Genomic DNA, 21591 nt, shown 5'->3' with positions numbered 1-21591 from the left:
ACGACGGACTATTCAGCCACGGCACGTCGACAATCCGACGCCATGTGCGACATTGCGCGCGCGATTGCAAGGAAGATGGACTGGGCCAGGCGGCGCCAGGGAAGGGATCAGTTCTTGATCCGGCCGGATTCGATCTGCTCGATGCGGTAGCGGATCAGGCGATCCATCCTGTCCGAGAAGTTGATCCGCTCAATGCGGTCGAACCGCTCCTGCTCGGCGTCATGTCGGGCAAGCAGCCGCTGGATCGTCTCCTGCGCCTTGTCGGCGGCGATTGCGCAGGTCCTCTGCGGCGGCAATGCCAGCAACGCCACCTCCATCTGGCGGGCATGGGCGCGGGCGATGCTGACATGGCTCTCTTCATGGCGCTTGATGTCGCCTGCGAGAGCGCCCCAGATCAGGCGGGTGTCCTCCGCCGCGCCTGCCGGCCGCGTCCAGCGCGGGAGGGTGATTTTCGCCTTCACCGTCACGCTCGCCTTGGAGACGCGGCATTTCCCTTTGCTTTCGCCATAGTCGAGCCGGTTGACGAACTGCATTTCCGTCGCTCCGGGATGACGCCTGCCGGTGCTTTTGACCGTAGGGCCGCGCGCCGTCAGTTCGTCCTGGAGCTCGGGCAAGGTCGCGCCGCCGATGCTGAAATAACTGTAAGACCGCGATACGCTGGCGGCCTCCGCGAAGACCGCGAACAGGAGAATCGGAAGCGACAGCGCGGCGGGCAGGATGGTGCGGATGATCATGCCGCGACCATGCGTCAGCCGCCGCCGGACGGCAATCCCGGCTTCCCTTGCGTGTTCACGAAGTCGTGATGAATTTCATTGCATTGCTCCTGATTGTGGGCAACACGTCGATTCCAACGACCGTTAGATAATGATGAAAAAAGCAGCCTGGTCACTGGCACATGATCGACAGATCGCAATCGGACCGAAATCGGTCGTGATGGGGATCGTGAATGCCACGCCGGACAGCTTTTCGGACGGCGGGCGTGCCGAGAAAGTCGAGGACGCGGTCAGGCTGGCGCTCGTGCTTCGCGCGGCCGGGGCGGACATCATCGACATCGGCGGCGAATCGACCCGACCCGACGCGCAACCGGTGAGCGCGCTTGAAGAGCAGCGGCGCGTGATTCCGGTCATCGAGGCGCTCGCACATCACCGCGATGTCGTCGTATCGATCGATACCTATCGCGCGGAAACCGCCAGACTCGCCATTGCCGCGGGCGCCCATATCGTCAACGACATCTGGGGGCTGCAGCGCGACGCCGGCATCGCACGGCTTTCGGCCCAAACCGGCTGCGGGCTGGTCGCTATGCACAACGGCCGGGACCGGGACAAGCTTTCCGATCCGGTCAACGACCAGTTGGCCTATTTCCGGCAGACGCTCGAGATCGCCCGCGCAAACGGCGTCGCGGACGAGGCGCTTGTCCTCGACCCGGGCTTCGGCTTCGCGAAGGATCCGGCCGAAAACCTTGAGATCATCGCCCGCTTCGGCGAACTTCTTCACCTCGGCCACCCGATCCTGGTGGGAACGTCGCGGAAGCGGTTTCTCGGTCATGTCACAGGGCGCCCGGTCGACCAGCGCGACACGGCCACGGCCGTTTCCTGCGCCATTCTCCGGTTACGTGGAGCCTCCATCTTCAGGGTTCACCACGTAACGGCATGCATCGACGCGCTCAGGCTGGCCGATGCGATCCTGGAGATGCAGAGCGGTTTTCCCGCACCATGAACTATGTGATCCGGCTCAAGAACTGCGCCTTTTTCGCCCGCCATGGGGTCCATGACGAGGAAGAGCGCATGGGACAACGCTTCTATGTCGACGCCGAACTGGCCGTCGAGGTGGAGGATGCGGTCGAGCTGGACCGTATCGAGGGAACGGTTGACTACGGCGCTGCGTTTCGCGTGATCGAAGAGATCGTGACGGGACAGCGCAGGTACCTGATAGAGGCTCTGGCCTGCGACATTGCGAGAACGCTTTGCGAGCGCTTCGCGCCGGTCACACAAGCCGTCATTACCGTCAGAAAGCCCAATGCGCCCGTGAACGGCGTTCTGGATCATGTTGAGGTCACCATTGCCTGGCCACAGTGAGGAGGCCGCTTATCTGGGCCTCGGCGGAAACATCGGCGACCCAAGGGCGGCGATGACGAAGGCGCTGCGCGCGATCGACGCGGACCGAATGACGGAGGTGGTCAAGGTCTCGTCGCTCTACAGCACCCCGCCGTGGGGGAAGGTCGACCAGCCGAATTTCCTCAACGCGGTCGCGCAGATCAGGACGCAGCGATCGCCGCGCGCGCTGCTCGACCTGTGCCTCGACACCGAAGTCCTGCTCAAGCGGGTGCGAGGCGAGCGATTCGGACCAAGGCTGATCGATATCGACGTGCTTCTCTATGGAACCCGGTCGATCCGGGAGGTCGGATTGGAAGTGCCGCACCCACGCATGTTCTTGCGCGCCTTCGTGCTGGTGCCGCTCTCGGACGTGGCCCCTGACCTGACGATCAGGAACGTCAAGGTGTCGAGCTACCTGACGGGGCTCGACACGAGTGGGATCGAAAAGGTGACGGCGGACGGATCGTGGTGGCGGGAGTGACTACTCGGACGCCACGGTCGCGACCGGCGCTTCGCTGGTCCGCTTGAGGTCCATGGCGATCACGCGAACCATCTGACTGTCGACGCGGACGGACACGCTGACGTTCATCGAATCCTTGTTAGGCATCCGCGCGCTCATCGCGCCGTTCAACTGTTTGCGCGAGATGGAGAACGTAACCTTCTTGCCGGCGACTGCACCCGACACGATGTCGAGGCCTTCGCCCGCCGCGCCGTCGAGGAAGGTTCCCCGGTAGCCGCGGCCCTTGCGTTCGACCGTCGCGGACATGCGCTGCGAGAAGACGCCGACGCGGCAGGAACCGTCGAGCGTCATACCGACCTTGCCCGATGGTGTCGTTCCGTTGAGTCGGCAGGTGAATTTGGTGCCCTTGTATTGCCGGCCACGATCTCGCCGGGGCCAGTCCACACGCCCTGGACCGAGCGGAAGAACTGTTCGTCGCTATCCGCGGCATGACCTATCGCAGGTGCCAGGAATGCCGGCAGGGCGGCAGCGAGCGAAAGGAGGGCAGTTCGGTTCACGCGCATCATGTCAGATCCGGCAATTCTCGGGAGCGGGGCTGACCGGAGCATGGCCACGAATGGTTAATGCTTCGTCACCCGCCATCGCCTATCCACAATGCGCGAGCGCGGCGCCGGAAGCAAGGTCAAACCTCCCCGTCGCCTGCCGTCTCGCGCTTCCTGGAGGCGAATGTCGCGAGCGCGGAAGCGAAATCGCCCATGCTCGGACGCTTCACTGCATTGAATGGGAAGGGGCGCGCCGCCTCCATGGCGGCGATGCCGATCCGCACCGTCATCATGCCGTTTACGACGCCTTCGCCGAGCTTCGCCGAGATCCGAGCGGCCAGCCCATGCCCGACGAGCTGCTGGATCAGGCTGTCTCCGGCCGCGATCGAGCCGGTGACGGCGAGGTGTGCGAGCACCGAGCGCGTCAGCCTGAAGAAGCCGAGCGTTCCGGGACGTCCGCCATAGAGTTCTGACATCCGGCGCACCAGCCGGCCCGCTTCCCAGAGCACATAGCCCAAGTCCACGAGCGCGCGCGGGCTCACTGCGGTGACGATCGACACGCGCTTGGCCGCATCCAGAATGAGGTCCCTGGCTTTCTCGTCGAGAGGCGCCAGGATTTCCGCCTCGGCGAAACGCACGAAGTCGGCGCCGTCCATGACCTCGCCCTTGAGGTCGACGACGGCCCTTCGGCCGGCTGCGGTTTCCGGCTTCTTGCCGACGAGCACGACCAGATCGGCCACCGCCGTTCGTGATGCTCTGGCATCATTCGTGCTGGCCGCCTGCCGGGCGCGTTCACGCAAGGCCTCGACAGAGGCAAGGCGCGCAAGCGCATAAAGCTCGCGCACGAGGATCGCCAGAAACGTCGCCAGAACGGTCGCGGCGAGGCCCATGCCCAGCCAACCGAGCCAGTCGCTGCGGGAGAACAGGTCGCGGATGAGCCGCTCGGCCCAGAGCCCGGCCGCCAGGGACAGGAACGTGCCGAGCGCGCCGAAGAACAGGATGCCCAGTCGCGACGGCGATCGCGGCTGCAACGGCGCTGGCGGCGCCAGCGCATCGAGCCCGTCATTGTCGAAGACGTCCACCTCCGCCGGCACGACGACTGCGACCTCTTCCTTGCGGATCGCCCGCGGCTTGCGCGCCGGCTGCGCAGGGGGCGGCGCTGCCGGTTCGGGTTCGGGCGTCAGGCGAAAGGATGCCGGCTGGCGCGGCTCTGTCATGCCAGTGCGTCTCCGATCAGGAACTGCAGGGCCCGGTCGAGCCGGATGTGCGGCAGCGACAGGGTCAGGCCGTCGGCGGTCCGCTCGAGCTTGGGCGGCCGGAAGCGGACGAAGCGGATCGCGGTCTTCTCCGCGTCGTCCTTGAAGATCGAATCCGGCTTTCGAGGCAGGTCTCCCGGGAAGATGGCCGTTTCGGTCTCGCCGTCGAATGTCTCGCCGCCGATCGTTTCGCCTTTGAGCGGCGTGCCGATGATCACCGGCAGCGTCTCGCCCCGCTGCTTCACCGTGCCTTCGCGTGTCGCCCGGATCGCCGCCATCGCCAGCACGTCGACCTTGGCGCCGGTGAGATCGGCACGCTGTACCGCCCGTTCGGCCAGCCGCCGCACGATCGCCTGGAGCCTGTCATGGCTCTCGTGATGGATCTGATCGGCCTTGGTCGCCGCCACCAGAATCCGGTCGATCCGGCGCGAAAAGAGGCCGGTGACGAAGTTGGTCGAGCCCGGCCGGAAACAGGCGAGTATCTCGGTCAGCGCGCGTTCGAGATCGGCGACTGCCCCCGGCCCCGCATTGAGGGCCTGCATCGCGTCGATCAGCACGATCTGACGGTCGAGGCGGGTGATGTGCTCGCGGAAGAACGGCTTCACGACGTGCGTCTTGTAGGCCTCGTAGCGGCGCTGCATCATCGCGTGCAGGGAGCCGTGTCGCGGCTTCATGCCCGGCGAGGCCGGGCAGGGGGGCGAAGGTCAGGGCAGGGGAACCTTCGAGGTCGCCGGGCATCAGGAAACGGCCGGGAGGAAGTGTCGAGAGCGCACGGTGGTCCGCCTTGCAGGCGCGCAGATAGGCGGTGAAGGTCTCGGCCAGCCGCCGCGCCGTCATCTCGTCCGCCTCGGCCGCGGGGTCGACCGTCGCGGCTTCGCGCAGCCAGGCTTCCGAAAGGTCGGCCCGCACGTCGAGCGCGGCGAGGTCGAACGAACCTCCTTCGAGAACTCCTCATAGTCCTTGCTAAGGAGCGGCAGGTCCAGGAGCCACTCGCCCGGATAGTCCACGATGTCGAGCGACAGGCGTCCCGGTGCAAAGGTTCGGCGCCAGCCGGACGCCGATTCGAATTCGATCGTGAGCCTGAGCTCCGAGATCGCGCGCGTCGATTCGGGCCATATGCGGTCCGAAAGCAGCGCGGCCACGTGATCCTCGTACTGAAAGCGCGGCACGGCGTCATCCGGCTGGTGTTCGAGAAAGGCCTTGGTCAGACGTCCCGACTTAGCCGCATCGAACAGCGGCAGACGGCCGCCATGGATCAGGTTGTGCACCAAGGCGGAGATGAAGACGGTCTTTCCCGCGCGAGACAATCCAGTCACGCCGAGCCGCAGCGATGGCTTGGTGAAGCCCGTCAGGCGTCCTGCCAGCGTGTCGAACGCGATCAGCGCCTCGTCTGTCAGAGTTGTATGCGACGCCAATTAGCCTGCCTCGTCATGCCCCGCCCCGGAGGCGCTGCCGTTCGATATAGGCAAGGCGACGGGCCATGGGAATGGCCTTCGGCCGTGAGATCAGCCACCCGGCGTGTAGAACGCCTCGAGAAAGCCGGTGGACGGCGCGACATCGGCCAGGTTGCCGCGAAAGTCGATCACGGCGAGCCCGCAAGCGGGAAATCCGCTCGACCGGGCGCTAGTTGCGTCGTCCTTGCCGTCGGGTGCAAGGGCGAAGCAGACGTCCTCGATCATCGGATTGTGGCCGACGATCAGCAGCGATTCGACCGCGGCATTGTCGCGGATAAAGTTGAGATAGCCGGTCGCGTCGGTGATGTAGAGCTGGTCGGTGACGATCACGTCCGCGACGGGCAGGTGCCTCACGACCGCGTCCCACGTCTCCCGTGCCCGCCTCGCGGACGAGCAGATGACGCGTTGCGGCAGGACGCGATCCTTCGCCATCATGGCCCCCATGGCGTCCGCGTCGGCGCGGCCCGTCGCGTCGAGAGGGCGATCGAAATCGCGCATTCCGGGCTCGGCCCAGGCCGCGCGCGCATGGCGCAGCAGTAGAAGACGGCTCATTCTGCGCACTCCTCGCTTTCGACGGTCGGCCGGGCAATGCCTGCACCATCGTCTAGTGAATGGCGTCAATTCGTGCAATCCACCGTCGCTCGCCCATTCGCCGTCTTGAGAGGACGAAAGAAAAGAGTCAGCCGAAACAAGATGTTGTTCGTCCGAACCCAGCCCGGGCGAGTTGCGACGAAGTGCTCGCGTGGCGATTTTTCAACTGGCGTGACTTTTGCGTGAATGCCTTTGCCTTTCCGCTTGTGCGGTCCCGGTGCCGCGAATATATAGGCGCCCGGGTAGCTGTTTTGGGGTGACTCGATGAGCTTGATCACGGACGTGAACTACATACCCAGTGACGACGAGCCGTTCATGAACGATCGTCAGAAGGCCTATTTCCGCTCCAAGCTGATTGCGTGGAAGGGCGACATCCTTCGGGAGGCCCGCGAGACCCTGGAAGTCCTCCAGCAGGAAAACGCAAACCATCCGGACCTCGCCGACAGGGCCTCTTCCGAGACCGACCGCGCCATCGAGTTGCGCGCGCGGGACCGGCAGCGCAAGCTGATCGCCAAGATCGACGCGGCGCTTCTGCGGCTGGACGAGGGGACGTGCGGCTATTGCGAGGAGACCGGCGAGCCGATCTCGCTCAAGCGGCTGGACGCCCGTCCGATCGCCACACTGTCGATCGAGGCGCAAGAGCGCCATGAGCGCCGCGAAAAGGTCTACCGCGACGACTAGGGCGCGCGGATTCCACCGCAGCGCCCGCGCGAAAACTCCCTAGGCCTTCTTTGTGATTTCCCCGAGCAGCTTGTTCATCTGCTCGTCGAGGGATGTATCCGGCTTCTTCGGAGATGGAGATTTCGAGCCGGATGTCGTCTGTTCCAGCGACAATGACAGCTCGTTGAGCAGCGTGTCGTCCAGCGATTTGGCCGGCGGCAGGCGCGACGGGGCGGCGGACGACGTCGGCCTCGAAGGTTCGTAGGACCTTGGCGACGCGACGGGCGTCGCAGGCTTTGCCGTGCCGGGCGGCGGCGGTGGAGCAGGCATCGGGATGGTCGGCCGGGGCAGCGTCACGTTGGATGCCGGGGCTGCCGGACGCGGTGGCAGGACGGGCTCGACGGGCCGCGGGGCCTCCGCCGGGCGAGACACCGGATGGGGGGCGGGCCGTATCTGCGCGCGGGCGCGTTCCAGCTCGGGCGAGGAATGTGGCGGAGCGGATATCGCCTCGTCATGGTGCTCTGCATGCCGCGCCGGGCGCGACATGATGCGAATGTCGCGTTCGATCACCACATCGGTCGGTCCGCCTATAAGGACGAGATGTTCCACGTCGTCGCGCCGCACGAGCACAAGGCGGCGTCGGCTATCGACCGCTGCGGCATCCATCACGGCGAGCCGGGTGCGGCGGTTGCGGCCGCCGGCGACGAAAGTTCCGCCCGAGAAGCCGCGAATCAGTCGTATGAGACCGAGGATCACGACCAGGGCGAGGAGCGCGAGCGCCAGCCACAGAATTGCATTGGCATACCCCTCAGGGAGCGCGTCCTGGATGCTCTCGATCAATCCCATGCCCCGATAACTCCCGCAGGAGCCACAATCTATGCACCCTGAGCGCGATGTCGCAAGGTGCCAGTTTCGCCGGGAAAAACCCCCGTGGCGCGGAACGGGGCCTTTCCGGCATAATCAGAATGTGATTCAAGCGGCCTGCAGGGCGCGCACGCGCCGCCCGGGCGCATGAAGGCTGGGGAAGAATGGCCAAAGAGACAAGCCGCGATTTCTATCCGGCGCCGTTTGTCGACGAGAATTCTCGCCCCGGCGCGGTGACGCGGCTCATCATCTTCATCCTCGTGCTGATCCCGCTCGCGGTCGTCTTTCTGATGTTCCGCGAACGGATCGGCGATCCTTTCCTCGTCGGCATGCTCGGCATGCTGGCCATGATCGGCGTCGGCTATCTGTTCCTGACCGCGATCGGCTTCGTTCAGTTCGCGCCCCGCTCGACCAATGACGAACTGTCGAAGGCGTTCGTCGATTCGATGCGGCAGGGCCTGATCGTCACGGATTCGCGCGGCCGCGTCATCTATGCCAACCGCGCCTATGCCGAGATGACCGGTGCGGCCTCGCCGGCCGAGATCAAGACTGTCGAAGGGCTGCTGTCCGACAATCCGGAGGCCGGCTCGACGGTGGTGGGCCTTGCAGCGCAGCTCAAGGACGGGCGGGCCGGCGACGGCGAGTTCCGGTTGTCCCAGGCGATCAGGCCGGGCGCCGAGCCGGGTGCGCGCTGGTATCGCGCGCGGGCGCGCACGTTCAACATGCGCTCGCAGCGCAAGCCGCTGTTCGCATGGCAACTGTCCGACATCTCCGAGGAGCGCGCCGAGCAGGAGCGCTTCTTCCAGGATCTGCAGCAGGCGATCGACCATCTCGACCACGCGCCCGCCGGTTTCTTCTCAGCCGACGCATCCGGCCGTGTCACCTACATCAACGCGACGCTCGCCGAATGGCTGGGCATCGATCTGGCCGGCTTCGTTCCGGGCTCGGTCACGCTTCCGGAGATCGTGGCGGGCGACGGCATGGCGCTTGTGCGCGCAGTGAAGGCCGAGCCCGGCGCGACACGCAACGCCGTCATCGATCTCGACCTCGCCACCACCAAGGGCGAGGCGCTGCCGGTGCGCTTCATGCACCGCGTCACGGCCAGCCGCGAGGGCGTGCAGGGCGCGACGCGCACGATCGTGCTAAACCGGACGCAGGGCGAGGATTCATCGGCGGATCTACGGGCTTCCGAGGTGCGCTTCACGCGTTTCTTCAACTCGACGCCGATGGCGATCGCCGGCGTCGACGCCAACGGCCGCATCCTGCGTACGAATGCCCCGTTCCTGATGCTGTTCTCCAGCGTCGTCGACCAGGCGGCCGTCGACCGCCGCACGCGGCTCGACACCGTCATCCATCCGCGCGACCGCGAGGCCTTTGCCGCCGCCATCGAACGCGCCAAGCAGCGCCAGGCGGATATTTCTCCGATCGACACCGTGCTGCCGGACAACGAGGAGCGCCACATGCGCTTCTATGTCAGCGCCGTGGCCGACGGCGGCGGCGCCGACGGCGCCGAGGAGGCCGCGATCGTCTATGCGGTCGAGACGACCGAGCAGAAGGCCCTTGAGGCGCAGATGGCCCAGGGTCAGAAGATGCAGGCCGTCGGTCAACTCGCCGGTGGCATCGCGCACGACTTCAACAACGTGCTGACGGCCATCATCATGGCATCGGACCTGCTCCTGACCAACCACAGGCCGTCGGATCCGTCGTTCCCGGACATCATGAACATCAAGCAGAACGCCAACCGCGCCGCGTCGCTGGTCCGGCAGCTGCTCGCCTTCTCCCGCCGCCAGACGCTGCGGCCCGAAGTGCTCAACCTCACCGACGTCCTGGCCGACGTGCGGATGCTGCTCACCAGGCTTGTGGGCAGCAACGTCCGGCTCAAGATCGATCACGGCCGCGATCTTTGGCAGGTGAGGGCGGATCTCGGCCAGTTCGAGCAGGTGGTCGTCAATCTGGCCGTCAATGCGCGCGACGCGATGCCGGAAGGCGGCGACCTGACGATCCGCAGCAAGAACGTCACCGCCGCCGAATGCGCCGACTACAGCTACCGCGAGCTCGTGCCGAACGACTATGTCGTGGTCGAGGTGGAGGACAGCGGCACGGGCATTCCGCCGGACGTCCTGAAGAAAATCTTCGAGCCGTTCTTCACCACCAAGGAAGTCGGCAAGGGCACCGGCCTCGGCCTGTCGATGGTCTATGGCATCATCAAGCAGACCGGCGGCTACATCTTCTGCGATTCCGAGGTCGGCAAGGGCACCGTGTTCCGGATCTTCCTGCCGCGCTTCGTGCCAGGCGCCGTCATCGCCGAGCAGTCCGCCGGCGACATCGCGACGACCGAAGCCAAGGCGATCGCATCGGCCGCCAAGGGAGACGCGCCGAAGGACCTGTCCGGTTCGGCGACCGTGCTCCTTGTCGAGGACGAGGACGCGGTCCGCATGGGTGGCGTGCGCGCGCTGAAATCGCGTGGCTATGAGGTTTACGAAGCCTCGTCGGGTGTCGAAGCGCTGGAGATCTACGAAGAGTTGGAAGGCAAGGTCGACATCGTCGTGTCCGATGTCGTCATGCCTGAGATGGACGGCCCGACGCTGCTCGGCGAACTGCGCAAGCGCAATCCCGACATCAAGTTCATCTTCGTGTCCGGCTATGCCGAAGACGCCTTCGCGCGCAACCTGCCGGAGGATGCCAAGTTCGGCTTCCTGCCGAAGCCCTTCTCGCTGAAGCAGCTCGCGACCGTCGTGAAGGATATGCTGACGCAATAGCGCAGCCGGTTTGCATATTTGCTAGTCAGTCAATTCATCCTGCCTAAAACGCAGGCAGGATGTGTGGCGACTGCGTAAAACTTTCTCACCAAATCGTTAACATGCTTGTCGTCGGCCTGCGCCGACGCCGGCTAAGCATGCGCAACAGGCTGATATTCCGTCACGTCAGGCGCATAACCCCTGTGTTTCGCCATCTGGCATATCCGTTGCTTCCATTGCTGCGGTGCAACAGGCAACCGCGGAGGTATCAACAATATGAGGGGTTACAATTTGTCATTCAAAGCTCTGGTGACGGCAGGTGCGTTCGCCGCGAGCATGCTCGCGACGTCTTCGGTCTTTGCCCAGGAGGACACGATCAAGGTTGGCGTCCTGCACTCGTTGTCCGGCACCATGGCGATTTCCGAGACGACGCTGAAGGACACGATGCTGTTCCTCATCGATGAGCAGAACAAGAAGGGCGGCCTGCTGGGCAAGAAGCTCGAAGCCGTTGTCGTGGACCCCGCTTCCGACTGGCCGCTCTTCGCCGAAAAGGCGCGTGAGCTGATCTCCGTGAACAAGGTCTCGGCCGTGTTCGGCTGCTGGACCTCCGTGTCGCGCAAGTCGGTCCTGCCGGTGTTCGAGGAGCTGAACAACATCCTGTTCTATCCGGTGCAGTATGAAGGCGAGGAGAGCCAGCGCAACGTCTTCTACACGGGCGCCGCGCCGAACCAGCAGGCGATCCCGGCCGTCGACTATCTGATGAACGAGGAAGGCGTTGAGCGCTGGGTGCTCGCCGGCACCGACTATGTCTATCCGCGCACGACGAACAAGATCCTCGAGGCCTACCTCCAGGCCAAGGGTGTCGCCGCCGAGGACATCATGATCAACTACACGCCGTTCGGTCATTCCGACTGGCAGACAATCGTGTCCGACATCAAGAAGTTCGGCTCGGCCGGCAAGAAGACGGCCGTGGTGTCGACCATCAACGGCGACGCCAACGTGCCGTTCTACAAGGAGCTCGGCAACCAGGGCATCAAGGCCGAGGACATCCCGGTCGTGGCCTTCTCGGTCGGCGAGGAAGAGCTCGCCGGTCTCGACACCGCCCCGCTCGTCGGTCATCTGACCGCCTGGAACTACTTCCAGTCCGTCGACACGCCGGAAAACACCGCCTTCATCGACTCCTGGCGCGCCTTCATCAAGAACGACAAGCGCGTCACCAACGACCCGATGGAAGCGCATGTCATCGGCTTCAACATGTGGGTTAAGGCGGTCGAGAAGGCCGGCACCACCGATCCGGACGCGGTCATCGACGCGCTCATCGGCGTGTCCGTGCCGAACCTGACCGGCGGCTACTCGACCATGATGCCGAACCATCACATCACCAAGCCGGTGCTGATCGGCGAGATCCAGGCCGACGGCCAGATGTCGACCGTGTGGCAGACCTCCGGTCTCGTGGTCGGCGACGAGTGGTCCGACTACCTGCCGGATTCGAAGGACCTGATCTCCGACTGGCGCGCTCCGATGTCGTGCGGAAACTTCAACGTCGCCACCGGCAAGTGCGGCGGCAAGGGCGTGAACTGATCCCCGTCGGGATCGGTCGATCATCGTTCCGGGCGGCAAGCCCGCCCGGAACGGAACTCCCGCAACACAGATGAGCGGTCGAGAATTGATGAGATATTTCAGGGCGATCGGTCTGGTGTTGGGCGTGCTGGCCATGATGGTCTCCGCCGCCTCGGCCGACGATGCCTCGATACGGGCGACGATCGCGAAGTTCGCGACGGCGAAGAATTTCAACGAGACGGGGCAGATCGTCCGCGAGCTTGGCGCCACGGGCGACGCGCGGGTCGAGCCTCTCCTCATTGCGTTGGGCGACGGCAATGTCGCGTTCCGCAAGTCCGACCAGGCTGTCTTCATCGTAAGAGAGAGCGGTCAGACGGGCAGCCTGCTCGACCCGCTGACGGGCGAGGCGGCCGGTGAGGAACCGAAGGCGGCCTACACCAAGATCAAGGTCAACAACTCGCTGCGGCGCGCCATCCGCGACGCGATCGGGGCGCTCACGCTCGGCGCGGAAGACCCGGCGGTGCGCCTGACGGCGGCCACGACGATGTTCCTCAACCCGGATGCGGCAAACCTTGAAGCCATCGAAGCCGCGATCGCGTCGGAAGGAGACGCGGCAGTCAAGGCGAAGCTGGAGGACGCCCGCGCTTCCGCGATCCTGGTTTCCGACCGGCCGGATGCCGAAAAGCTCGCAGCCGTCGAACTGCTCGGGAAGCGCGGCGACCGCAACACGCTCTCCCTGCTGACGGCCTACGGTTCGAAGGCGCAGGGCGAACTCAAGACCGCCGTCGACAGCGCCATCCAGCGCATCAACGATTCTGCTCGCCCTGTGGCAGGCCGGCCAGAACATCTGGTACGGCATCTCGCTCGGCTCGGTCCTCCTGCTCGCTGCGATCGGACTCGCCATCACCTTCGGCGTCATGGGCGTCATCAACATGGCGCATGGCGAGATGGTGATGCTCGGCGCCTACACGACGTTCGTTGTGCAGGAGGTGATCCGCACCAGCGCACCGGGCCTGTTCGACTGGTCGCTCGCGATCGCGCTGCCGCTCGCCTTCCTCGTTTCGGGAGCGGTGGGTCTCGCGATCGAGCGCGGTATCATCCGATTCCTCTATGGCCGACCTCTGGAAACGCTGCTCGCGACCTGGGGCGTCTCGCTGATCCTCCAGCAGGCGGTGCGCACCATTTTCGGGCCAACGAACCAGCAGGTCGGCAACCCTTCCTGGATGTCCGGAGCCTTTGAGGTCGGCCAGCTGGCCATCACCTGGAACCGGCTCTGGATCGTCGTCTTCACGCTCGCGGTCTTCGCGATCCTGCTCTTCGTGATGAAGCGGACCCACTGGGGGCTCGACATGCGCGCGGTAACCCAGAACCGGCGCATGGCAGCCTCGATGGGCATCCGCACGCCCTGGGTCGACGCCTTCACCTTTGCGCTGGGCTCCGGCATCGCAGGGATCGCCGGCGTTGCCCTTTCGCAGATCGACAACGTCTCGCCAAACCTCGGCCAGGGCTACATCATCGACAGTTTCATGGTCGTGGTGTTCGGCGGGGTCGGCAATCTGTGGGGAACGCTGGTCGGCGCCTTCTCGCTCGGCATCCTCAACAAGTTCCTCGAGCCCTACGCGGGTGCGGTGCTCGGCAAGATCATCGTGCTTGTGCTCATCATCCTGTTCATCCAGAAGCGCCCGCGCGGACTGTTCGCGCTGAAGGGCAGGGCGGTGGAAGCATGATCCTGTCCCGCCTCTTCGCCGACGGCTTCTCGCGACGCATCGTTATCACTCTCCTGGTGCTGCTCGCGGTCGCCGTGCTGGTGCCGATCCTGCACCTCGCCGTACCGCCAACGAGCGCCTTCCACGTGCCGGCCTATGCCGTGGCGCTTGTCGGCAAATACCTGACCTACGCGCTATTGGCACTCGCGCTTGATCTCGTCTGGGGGGTATTGCGGCATCCTCTCGCTCGGCCACGGCGCCTTCTTCGCGCTCGGCGGCTATGCGATGGGCATGTATCTGATGCGCCAGATCGGCGACCGGGGCGTCTACGGCAACCCGATCCTGCCGGACTTCATGGTGTTCCTGAACTGGAAGGAGCTGCCCTGGTTCTGGTACGGCTTCGACCAGTTCTGGTTCGCCGCGATCATGGTGATGCTGGTGCCGGGCCTGCTCGCGTTCGTCTTCGGCTGGTTCGCCTTCCGCAGCCGCGTCACCGGCGTCTATCTCTCCATCATCACCCAGGCGATGACCTACGCGCTGCTGCTCGCCTTCTTCCGCAACGACATGGGGTTCGGCGGCAACAACGGCCTGACCGACTTCAAGGACATCCTCGGCTTCAACGTACAGGCCGGCGGCACGCGCGCGGCGCTGTTTGCGGCAAGCGCGATCGCGCTGGCGCTCGGCGTGGCGCTGACGGCCGCGATCGTCTCTTCCAAATACGGCAAGCTGCTCGTCGCCGTACGCGATGCGGAGCCGCGCACGCGCTTCCTCGGCTGGCGGCCGGAGAACGTGAAGCTGTTCGCCTTCACCGTCTCCGCAGTCATGGCCGGCGTGGCGGGCGCGCTCTACGTGCCGCAGGTCGGCATCATCAATCCGGGCGAATTCGATCCGGCGAACTCGATCGAGGTCGTGGTCTGGACCGCCGTCGGCGGGCGCGGCACGATCGTCGGTCCGATCATCGGCGCGGTACTGGTCAATCTCGGCAAGACCTTCTTCACCGGCTGGCTGCCCGAATACTGGCTGTTCGCGCTCGGCGGCCTGTTCATCTTCGTCACGCTGTTCCTGCCGCGCGGCATCATCGGCACGTGGGACTACTGGCGCAAGGCGGGCAAGGACAGGCGCGTCGCGGCGCGGCCGCCGACCGGCGGAGCGCCCGAGCCCGTCGTGCGGGCATCGCCGCGTCCGGAAGCCAAGGACGGCCCCGCGATCGGCGCCGCCGAACCCCAGCCGGCGGAGTAGGGACGATGTCGCGCAAGGAAACGATCCTCTACCTCGACGGCGTCTCCGTCTCCTTCGACGGGTTCCGCGCCATCAACAACCTGTCGCTGGTGCTCGGCAAGGGCGAGATGCGGGCGATCATCGGCCCCAACGGCGCCGGCAAGACGACGATGATGGACATCATCACCGGCAAGACGAGGCCGGACGCGGGCGACGTCTATTTCGACGGTGATGTCGACCTGACCAAGCATGACGAGGCCGAGATCGCCATGATGGGCATCGGCCGCAAATTCCAGAAGCCCACCGTGTTCGAAAGCCATACGGTGGAGGACAATCTCGTCCTGTCGCTGAAGGGGCCGCGTTCGATCTTCCCGGCGCTGTTCCATCGCCGCTCGGCCGAGGAGAGCGAGCGGATCGACGAGATCCTCGCTATCACGCGGCTCGGCGAGCGCCGCCACGACCTCGCAGCCAACCTGTCGCACGGGCAGAAGCAGTGGCTGGAGATCGGCATGCTGCTTGCGCAGGACCCGAAGCTGCTGCTGGTCGACGAGCCGGTGGCCGGCATGACCGACGCGGAAACCGAAGAGACCGCGCGCCTGCTGAAGGAGATTTCCAGGACGCATTCGGTCGTCGTGGTCGAGCACGACATGCATTTCGTCCGCCAACTTGGTGTGCGCGTCACCTGCCTGCACGAGGGCTCCGTGCTGTCGGAAGGCTCGCTCGACGCGGTGAGCGCGGACGAGCGCGTCATCGAAGTCTATCTGGGGAGATGAGCATGTACTGGCGCGTTCCCTTTTCAACCGAGCCGACGCCGGTCGATGGCGCGCAGCTTCTGTGGGCGCTGGCGCGCAGCATGGAATCCCTGCCAATCCTTTTCCCGAACCCCCTCCGTCTGGCGATGCCAGCCTCCCCCGTTTCGGGGGAGGAGGGGGACCAGGGACGTTTCGGGCGCGGCGCGGAGCGACACCATGCTTGAGGTGCGCGACGCCACGCTCCACTACGGCGCAGCCCAGGCGCTGCGCGGCGTGTCGCTGACGGCGGCGGGCGGCAAGATCACCTGCGTGCTCGGCCGCAACGGTGTCGGCAAGACCAGTTTGATGAGATCCATCGTCGGCCATCACCGGCTGACGAGTGGAACGATTGCCTTCGAGGGGAAGGCGCTCGACCGGAGCGCGGCGTATGACCGCGCCCGGTCGGGCATCGCTTTCGTGCCGCAGGGGCGCGAGGTGTTTCCGTTGCTGACGGTGAAGGAGAACCTCGAGACGGGCTATGCGCCGGTGAAGCGGGGCGACCGCAACATCCCGGACTATGTCTTCGACCTGTTTCCGGTGCTGAAGGACATGCTCGGCCGGCGCGGCGGCGACCTTTCGGGCGGTCAGCAGCAGCAGCTCGCGATCGGTCGCGCGCTGGTGACGCGGCCGAAGCTGCTCGTGCTCGATGAGCCGACCGAAGGCATCCAGCCGTCGATCATCAAGGACATCGGCCGCGCCATCCGCTTCCTGCGCGACCAGGCGGGCATCGCCATCCTGCTGGTCGAACAGTATCTCGATTTCTGCCGCGAGCTCGCCGACGAGGTGAACATCATGGACCGCGGCGTGATCGTGCACACCGGGCCGGCCGAGGATCTCGACAAGCCTGAAGTACGCCGCTTCCTCACCGTCTGAGCGCGGTTTCGCAGCGCCGGTAACCGCGCCTTAAGCATGACGGGTCCATCCTTGCCTTTGACGGCGCAAGTATGGATTCGCGGCATGTGGACGAAGCAGAGGAAGAAACGGCGCAGCGGCGCCCTGATCGTGCCAGCCCTCGCAACCGTGTTCCTGTCCTATTTCGGCTTCCACGCCTGGCACGGCGAATTCGGCATCTATTCCAGCTACCAGCTCGTCGACCGCAAGGCCGAACTCGAGGCGAAGCTCGCCGGCCTTCGCGGCGAGCGGCATGCGCTCGAGGCCCGGGGACTGTTGCTCCAAGACGGCACGATCGAGAAGGACATGCTGGACGAGCAGGCGCGCCGCGCGCTGAACCTGACCGCCAAGGACGAGGTCATGATCATTAGATCGGACCGAAATAGTCATTAACTGAATTCCAGTTTATTCTGAATTTCGTCTTTGAAATCAAATGCTTGATTTCAATGCGGCTGTGCGCGATTGGGCATGGCCGAACGTGAGGCGCTGTGCTACGGTATCCTGAAACGGGGGTGTCGGAGACGAGCTCCCGTCATGTCCGCCAAGAGACAGTCCAGGGAGTAGTCGATGGCCGTAGCCGCCCGCAAAGCCTCTGCTAAATCGAAGTCCGAATCCGGCGCGTTGTCGCAACCGAAGGCGCCGAAGCCCGCGGATTTCACCAAGGACGAGGAACTGCGCGCCTATCGCGACATGCTGCTCATCCGCCGTTTCGAGGAGAAGGCGGGCCAGCTCTACGGCATGGGCTTCATCGGCGGCTTCTGCCATCTCTATATCGGCCAGGAGGCGGTGGTCACCGGCCTCAAGATGTCGCTCATCGAGGGCGACCAGATGATCACCGCCTATCGCGATCACGGCCACATGCTGGCGATGGAACTGTCGCCGCGCGGCGTCATGGCCGAGCTCACCGGGCGCCGGGGAGGTCTGTCCAAGGGCAAGGGCGGCTCGATGCACATGTTCTCCAAGGAAAAGAACTTTTACGGCGGCCACGGCATCGTCGGCGCGCAGGTGTCGCTCGGCACCGGCCTCGCCTTCGCCAACCGCTATCGCGAGAACGGCAATGTCTGCCTCACCTATTTCGGCGACGGCGCGGCCAACCAGGGCCAGGTCTACGAGAGCTTCAACATGGCCTCGCTGTGGAAGCTGCCGGTAATCTACGTCATCGAGAACAACCGTTATGCCATGGGCACGTCGGTGCAGCGATCGTCGGCAGAGACCGATTTCTCGCATCGCGGTATCTCCTTCCGCATCCCGGGCATTCAGGTTGACGGCATGGACGTCCGCGCCGTCAAGGCGGCGGGCGACATGGCCACCGAATGGTGCCGTTCCGGCAAGGGGCCGGTCATCCTCGAGATGCAGACCTACCGCTATCGCGGCCACTCCATGTCCGACCCGGCGAAATACCGCTCCAAGGACGAAGTGCAGAAAATGCGCTCCGAGCACGATCCGATCGAACAGGTCAAGGCGCGGCTCGGGGACAAGAAATGGGCCTCCGAAGACGACCTGAAGGCGATCGACAAGGAGGTTCGCGACATTGTCGCGGACGCGGCCGACTTCGCGCAATCCGATCCGGAGCCGGACGTCTCCGAGCTTTACACCGACATCTACGTCGAAAACTGAGTGGCCGCCATGTTGCAGGTGGCTATCACCCTGCTTGTCGTGGTTGCCGCCGGCGCCTGGCTTGTCGCAGCCTGGAACGCCCTTGCGGCGCTGCGGCTCGCGCAGAAGGGCGACAAGCTTGCGACCCTTCGCGACATGCACAGCATGAACTTCGCGCGGATCGGTGAACGCTCCGGCCCTGCCGCTCTCTTGCACTGCAACCGCTACGCCTATGCCTTCATTGTGTTTTTCGGATGCGTGATCGCCGCCGCCGCCCTCGGCGTGGCGTTCAAGCTGCAATCCGGTCCCGCAGCCTGACCTTCCGGAGTTGATTGATCATGCCGATCGAAATCCTGATGCCCGCGCTCTCGCCGACCATGGAGGAGGGCAACCTCGCCAAGTGGCTGAAGAAGGAGGGCGACAAGGTCGTCGCAGGCGACGTCATCGCCGAAATCGAGACTGACAAGGCGACGATGGAGGTCGAGGCGGTCGACGAGGGCACGCTCGGCAAGATCCTGATCGAGGCGGGCACCGAGGGCGTCAAGGTCAACACGCCGATCGCCGTGCTGCTACAGGACGGCGAGAGCGCTGGCGACATCGGCACCACTAAGGCGCCGCCGAAGGCCGAGGCCAAGGCAGAGCCTGTGCCCGCCGAAGATGCAGGCGGCAAGGCACGCGAGGCTTCGCAGGAGCCCGTCGTGGAAAAGGAGACGGCAAAGATTCCTGCCGCGCCGAAGGTCGAAGCCGCTGCCGATCCGGATGTTCCGGCGGGCACGGAAATGGTCCCGACCACCGTGCGCGAGGCGCTCCGCGACGCGATGGCCGAGGAAATGCGCCGCGATCCGGACGTCTTCATCATGGGCGAGGAGGTCGCCGAATACCAGGGCGCCTACAAGATCACGCAAGGCCTGCTGCAGGAGTTCGGCGCCAAACGCGTGGTCGACACCCCGATCACCGAGCACGGCTTTGCCGGCGTTGGCGTGGGCGCCGCCATGGCTGGTCTCAAGCCGATCGTCGAGTTCATGACCTTCAACTTCGCAATGCAGGCGATCGACCAGATCGTCAATTCGGCCGCCAAGACGCTCTACATGTCGGGCGGCCAGATGGGCGCGCCGATCGTGTTCCGTGGACCGAACGGTGCTGCCGCCCGCGTCGCAGCCCAGCACAGCCAGGATTATGCCGCCTGGTACAGTCATATCCCCGGCCTCAAGGTGGTGCAGCCCTACACGGCCGCCGACGCCAAGGGCCTGCTCAAGGCTGCGATCCGAGACCCGAACCCGGTGATCTTCCTCGAAAACGAGATTCTCTACGGCCAGACCTTCGACGTGCCGAAGCTCGACGATTTCGTGCTGCCGATCGGCAAGGCGCGCATCCACAAGCCGGGCAAGGACGTGACGCTGGTCTCCTTCGGCATCGGCATGACCTATCTGGTCAAGGCCGAGCCGGAACTCGCCAAGCTCGGCATCGACGCCGAGATCATCGATCTGCGCACCATCCGCCCGATGGACCTCGACACGGTGATCGCGTCGGTGAAGAAGACCAACCGGCTCGTTGTGGTGGAAGAGGGCTTCCCGCAGTCTTCGGTCGGCGACTTCATCGCCAACCAGGTGTCGCAGCGCGCCTTCGACTATCTCGACGCGCCCGTCATCACCGTCGCCGGCAAGGACGTGCCGATGCCTTACGCCGCCAACCTCGAAAAGCTCGCTTTGCCGAATGTCGGCGAGGTGATCGAGGCGGTGAAGGCGGTCACCTACAAGAGCTGAGGAGCGCGTCATGCCCATCAACATCACCATGCCGGCCCTCTCGCCCACGATGGAGGAGGGCAATCTCGCCAAGTGGCTGGTCAAGGAAGGCGACAAGGTTTCGCCGGGCGACGTGATCGCGGAGATCGAGACCGACAAGGCGACGATGGAAGTGGAAGCAGTCGAAGAGGGCACGATCGCGAAACTCGTCGTGCCGGCTGGCACCGAGGGCGTGAAGGTCAACGCGGTGATCGCGATCCTCGCAGGCGAGGGGGAAGACGCCTCTGCCGCGGCGAAGGGCGGCGATGCCGCGCCGGCCAAGGCCGAGGCGAAGAAGGAAGAGGCCAAGACGACAACCGAGGCTGCGAAGTCGGAGCCGTCCAGAACCGAGGCTCCGAAGACCGAAGCCTCCAAGGCGGAAGCCCCTACGGCGAAGTCGGAGAGCGCTCCTGCGCCGGCCGCTTCGTCCGGTGAGCGCACGTTCGCCTCGCCGCTCGCCCGGCGCATCGCGAAGGACGCCGGCGTGGATGTTTCGGCGATCCAAGGCTCCGGCCCACATGGGCGCGTCGTCAAGGCGGATGTCGAGGCAGCTGTCGCCGGTGGCGGCGCGAAGATGGCAACCCCTGCTGCCGCCGCACAGGCCGGTGCCCCGGCTGCGGCTGCTCCCGCTGCGAAACCCCTGTCCGACGATGCGGTGCTCAAGTTCTTCGCCGAAGGCTCGTATGAACTCAAGCCGCATGACAATATGCGCAAGACGATCGCGAGCCGGCTCACGGAATCACACCAGACGATCCCGGCCTATTTCCTGTCGATGGACTGCACGCTCGACGCGCTGCTCAAGCTGCGCGAGGAAATCAACAAGTCCGCGCCGACAACCAAGACCGAAAAGGGCGACGTTCCCGCCTTCAAGCTGTCGGTCAACGACTTCATCATCAAGGCGATGGCGCTCGCACTGCGCGACGTGCCGATGGCAAATGCGAGCTGGACCAGTTCCGCCCGCGTGCTGCACAAGAGCGCTGATGTCGGTGTGGCGGTCGCCATCCCCGACGGGCTGATCACCCCGATCGTGCGCAAGGCCGATCAGAAGACGCTGTCCGTCATCTCCAACGAGATGAAGGATCTCGCCAAGCGCGCCCGCGACAAGAAGCTGAAGCCTGAAGAATACCAGGGCGGCTCCACCGCGGTGTCGAACCTCGGCATGTTCGGCGTGTCGAACTTCACCTCGATCATCAACCCGCCGCATGCTTCGATCGTCTCGATCGGCGCCGGCATCGAGAAGCCGGTGGTGAAGGACAAGCAGGTCGCCATCGCGACCGTGATGACCGCCACCTTCGCCTTCGACCACCGCGTCATCGACGGCGCGCTCGGTGCCGAATTCGCGGTCGCCTTCAAGCGATACATCGAGAATCCGATGGCGATGCTGGTCTAG

17 protein-coding genes and 4 pseudogenes are annotated in these 21591 nt (G+C 64.9%); 15 read left to right on the top strand and 6 right to left on the bottom strand.

Annotated features, from left to right (window positions below):
- Positions 1-107 precede the first annotated feature (107 nt).
- Positions 108-734, bottom strand: a complete 627-nt coding sequence (locus tag LRS09_RS25115; protein ID WP_257809760.1) for a DUF922 domain-containing Zn-dependent protease — start codon at positions 732-734, stop codon at positions 108-110.
- A 199-nt stretch (positions 735-933) separates the two neighbouring features.
- Between LRS09_RS25115 and folP the strand changes: the two genes are divergently transcribed.
- Genes folP through folK form a run of 3 tightly spaced genes read left to right on the top strand, consistent with a single transcriptional unit; the run spans position 934 to position 2574 of the window.
- A complete protein-coding gene (folP, locus tag LRS09_RS25110; RefSeq protein ID WP_257810309.1) occupies positions 934-1716 on the top strand; it encodes a dihydropteroate synthase in 783 nt (260 codons plus the stop codon).
- Positions 1713-2075: a dihydroneopterin aldolase gene (gene folB, locus LRS09_RS25105; protein ID WP_257809759.1), complete on the top strand. Its 363-nt coding sequence runs from the start codon at positions 1713-1715 to the stop codon at positions 2073-2075. The genes folP and folB overlap by 4 nt, the downstream gene beginning before the upstream one ends.
- On the top strand, positions 2059-2574 hold the full coding sequence (folK, locus tag LRS09_RS25100) for a 2-amino-4-hydroxy-6-hydroxymethyldihydropteridine diphosphokinase (RefSeq protein ID WP_257809758.1): 516 nt from the start codon (positions 2059-2061) through the stop codon (positions 2572-2574). Before folB ends, folK begins: the two co-directional genes overlap by 17 nt.
- Here folK and LRS09_RS25095 read toward each other — a convergent pair.
- The 4 genes and pseudogenes from LRS09_RS25095 to LRS09_RS25080 form a co-directional block, all read right to left on the bottom strand.
- A pseudogene (locus tag LRS09_RS25095) lies at positions 2575-3119 on the bottom strand (hypothetical protein).
- 116 nt (positions 3120-3235) lie between these two features.
- A complete protein-coding gene (locus LRS09_RS25090; protein WP_257809757.1) occupies positions 3236-4312 on the bottom strand; it encodes a YcjF family protein in 1077 nt (358 codons plus the stop codon).
- Positions 4309-5766: pseudogene (locus tag LRS09_RS25085) on the bottom strand (YcjX family protein). The gene LRS09_RS25090 and the pseudogene LRS09_RS25085 overlap by 4 nt, the downstream one beginning before the upstream one ends.
- Before the next feature lie 90 nt (positions 5767-5856).
- Entirely contained in the window at positions 5857-6357 is a 501-nt protein-coding gene (locus LRS09_RS25080; RefSeq protein WP_257809756.1) for a histidine phosphatase family protein, read from the bottom strand.
- Positions 6358-6660: 303 nt separating this feature from the next.
- Here LRS09_RS25080 and dksA point away from each other — a divergent pair, with 303 nt between their 5' ends.
- A complete protein-coding gene (dksA, locus tag LRS09_RS25075) occupies positions 6661-7077 on the top strand; it encodes an RNA polymerase-binding protein DksA (protein WP_257809755.1) in 417 nt (138 codons plus the stop codon).
- Positions 7078-7116: 39 nt separating this feature from the next.
- Here dksA and LRS09_RS25070 read toward each other — a convergent pair whose 3' ends face one another.
- Positions 7117-7902, bottom strand: coding sequence for a flagellar biosynthetic protein FliO (locus tag LRS09_RS25070; protein WP_257809754.1), 786 nt, complete (start codon positions 7900-7902; stop codon positions 7117-7119).
- Positions 7903-8084: 182 nt separating this feature from the next.
- On the opposite strand from LRS09_RS25070, the gene cckA reads away from it, so the two are divergent.
- From cckA to LRS09_RS25015, 11 genes and pseudogenes are all read left to right on the top strand, one after another.
- On the top strand, positions 8085-10679 hold the full coding sequence (gene cckA, locus LRS09_RS25065; protein ID WP_257809752.1) for a cell cycle histidine kinase CckA: 2595 nt from the start codon (positions 8085-8087) through the stop codon (positions 10677-10679).
- A gap of 315 nt (positions 10680-10994) precedes the next feature.
- A complete protein-coding gene (gene urtA / locus LRS09_RS25060) occupies positions 10995-12239 on the top strand; it encodes an urea ABC transporter substrate-binding protein (RefSeq protein ID WP_374684934.1) in 1245 nt (414 codons plus the stop codon).
- An 88-nt stretch (positions 12240-12327) separates the two neighbouring features.
- Positions 12328-13945: pseudogene (gene urtB, locus LRS09_RS25055) on the top strand (urea ABC transporter permease subunit UrtB).
- Positions 13942-15163, top strand: a pseudogene (gene urtC / locus LRS09_RS25050) (urea ABC transporter permease subunit UrtC). Before urtB ends, urtC begins: the two co-directional pseudogenes overlap by 4 nt.
- A 5-nt stretch (positions 15164-15168) precedes the next feature.
- Positions 15169-15915, top strand: a complete 747-nt coding sequence (urtD, locus tag LRS09_RS25045) for an urea ABC transporter ATP-binding protein UrtD (RefSeq protein ID WP_257809750.1) — start codon at positions 15169-15171, stop codon at positions 15913-15915.
- Positions 15916-16110: 195 nt separating this feature from the next.
- Positions 16111-16806, top strand: coding sequence for an urea ABC transporter ATP-binding subunit UrtE (gene urtE, locus LRS09_RS25040; RefSeq protein ID WP_257809749.1), 696 nt, complete (start codon positions 16111-16113; stop codon positions 16804-16806).
- 84 nt (positions 16807-16890) lie between these two features.
- Complete coding sequence (locus LRS09_RS25035; RefSeq protein WP_257809747.1) at positions 16891-17217, top strand: septum formation initiator family protein; 327 nt, start codon at positions 16891-16893, stop codon at positions 17215-17217.
- A gap of 174 nt (positions 17218-17391) precedes the next feature.
- Positions 17392-18441 (top strand): pyruvate dehydrogenase (acetyl-transferring) E1 component subunit alpha, encoded by a 1050-nt coding sequence (pdhA, locus tag LRS09_RS25030; protein WP_257809746.1) that lies wholly within the window; start codon positions 17392-17394, stop codon positions 18439-18441.
- A complete protein-coding gene (locus tag LRS09_RS25025; protein WP_257809744.1) occupies positions 18442-18738 on the top strand; it encodes a hypothetical protein in 297 nt (98 codons plus the stop codon).
- Positions 18739-18758: 20 nt separating this feature from the next.
- Positions 18759-20183: a pyruvate dehydrogenase complex E1 component subunit beta gene (locus tag LRS09_RS25020; protein ID WP_257809743.1), complete on the top strand. Its 1425-nt coding sequence runs from the start codon at positions 18759-18761 to the stop codon at positions 20181-20183.
- A gap of 10 nt (positions 20184-20193) precedes the next feature.
- Complete coding sequence (locus LRS09_RS25015) at positions 20194-21591, top strand: pyruvate dehydrogenase complex dihydrolipoamide acetyltransferase (protein ID WP_257809741.1); 1398 nt, start codon at positions 20194-20196, stop codon at positions 21589-21591.

The sequence above is a fragment of the Mesorhizobium sp. J428 genome, from assembly GCF_024699925.1.
In the GTDB taxonomy this organism is placed as follows: domain Bacteria; phylum Pseudomonadota; class Alphaproteobacteria; order Rhizobiales; family Rhizobiaceae; genus Mesorhizobium_A.
The sequence above is the reverse complement of the archived record's forward strand: the minus strand, read 5'-3'. Positions and strand labels throughout refer to the sequence as shown.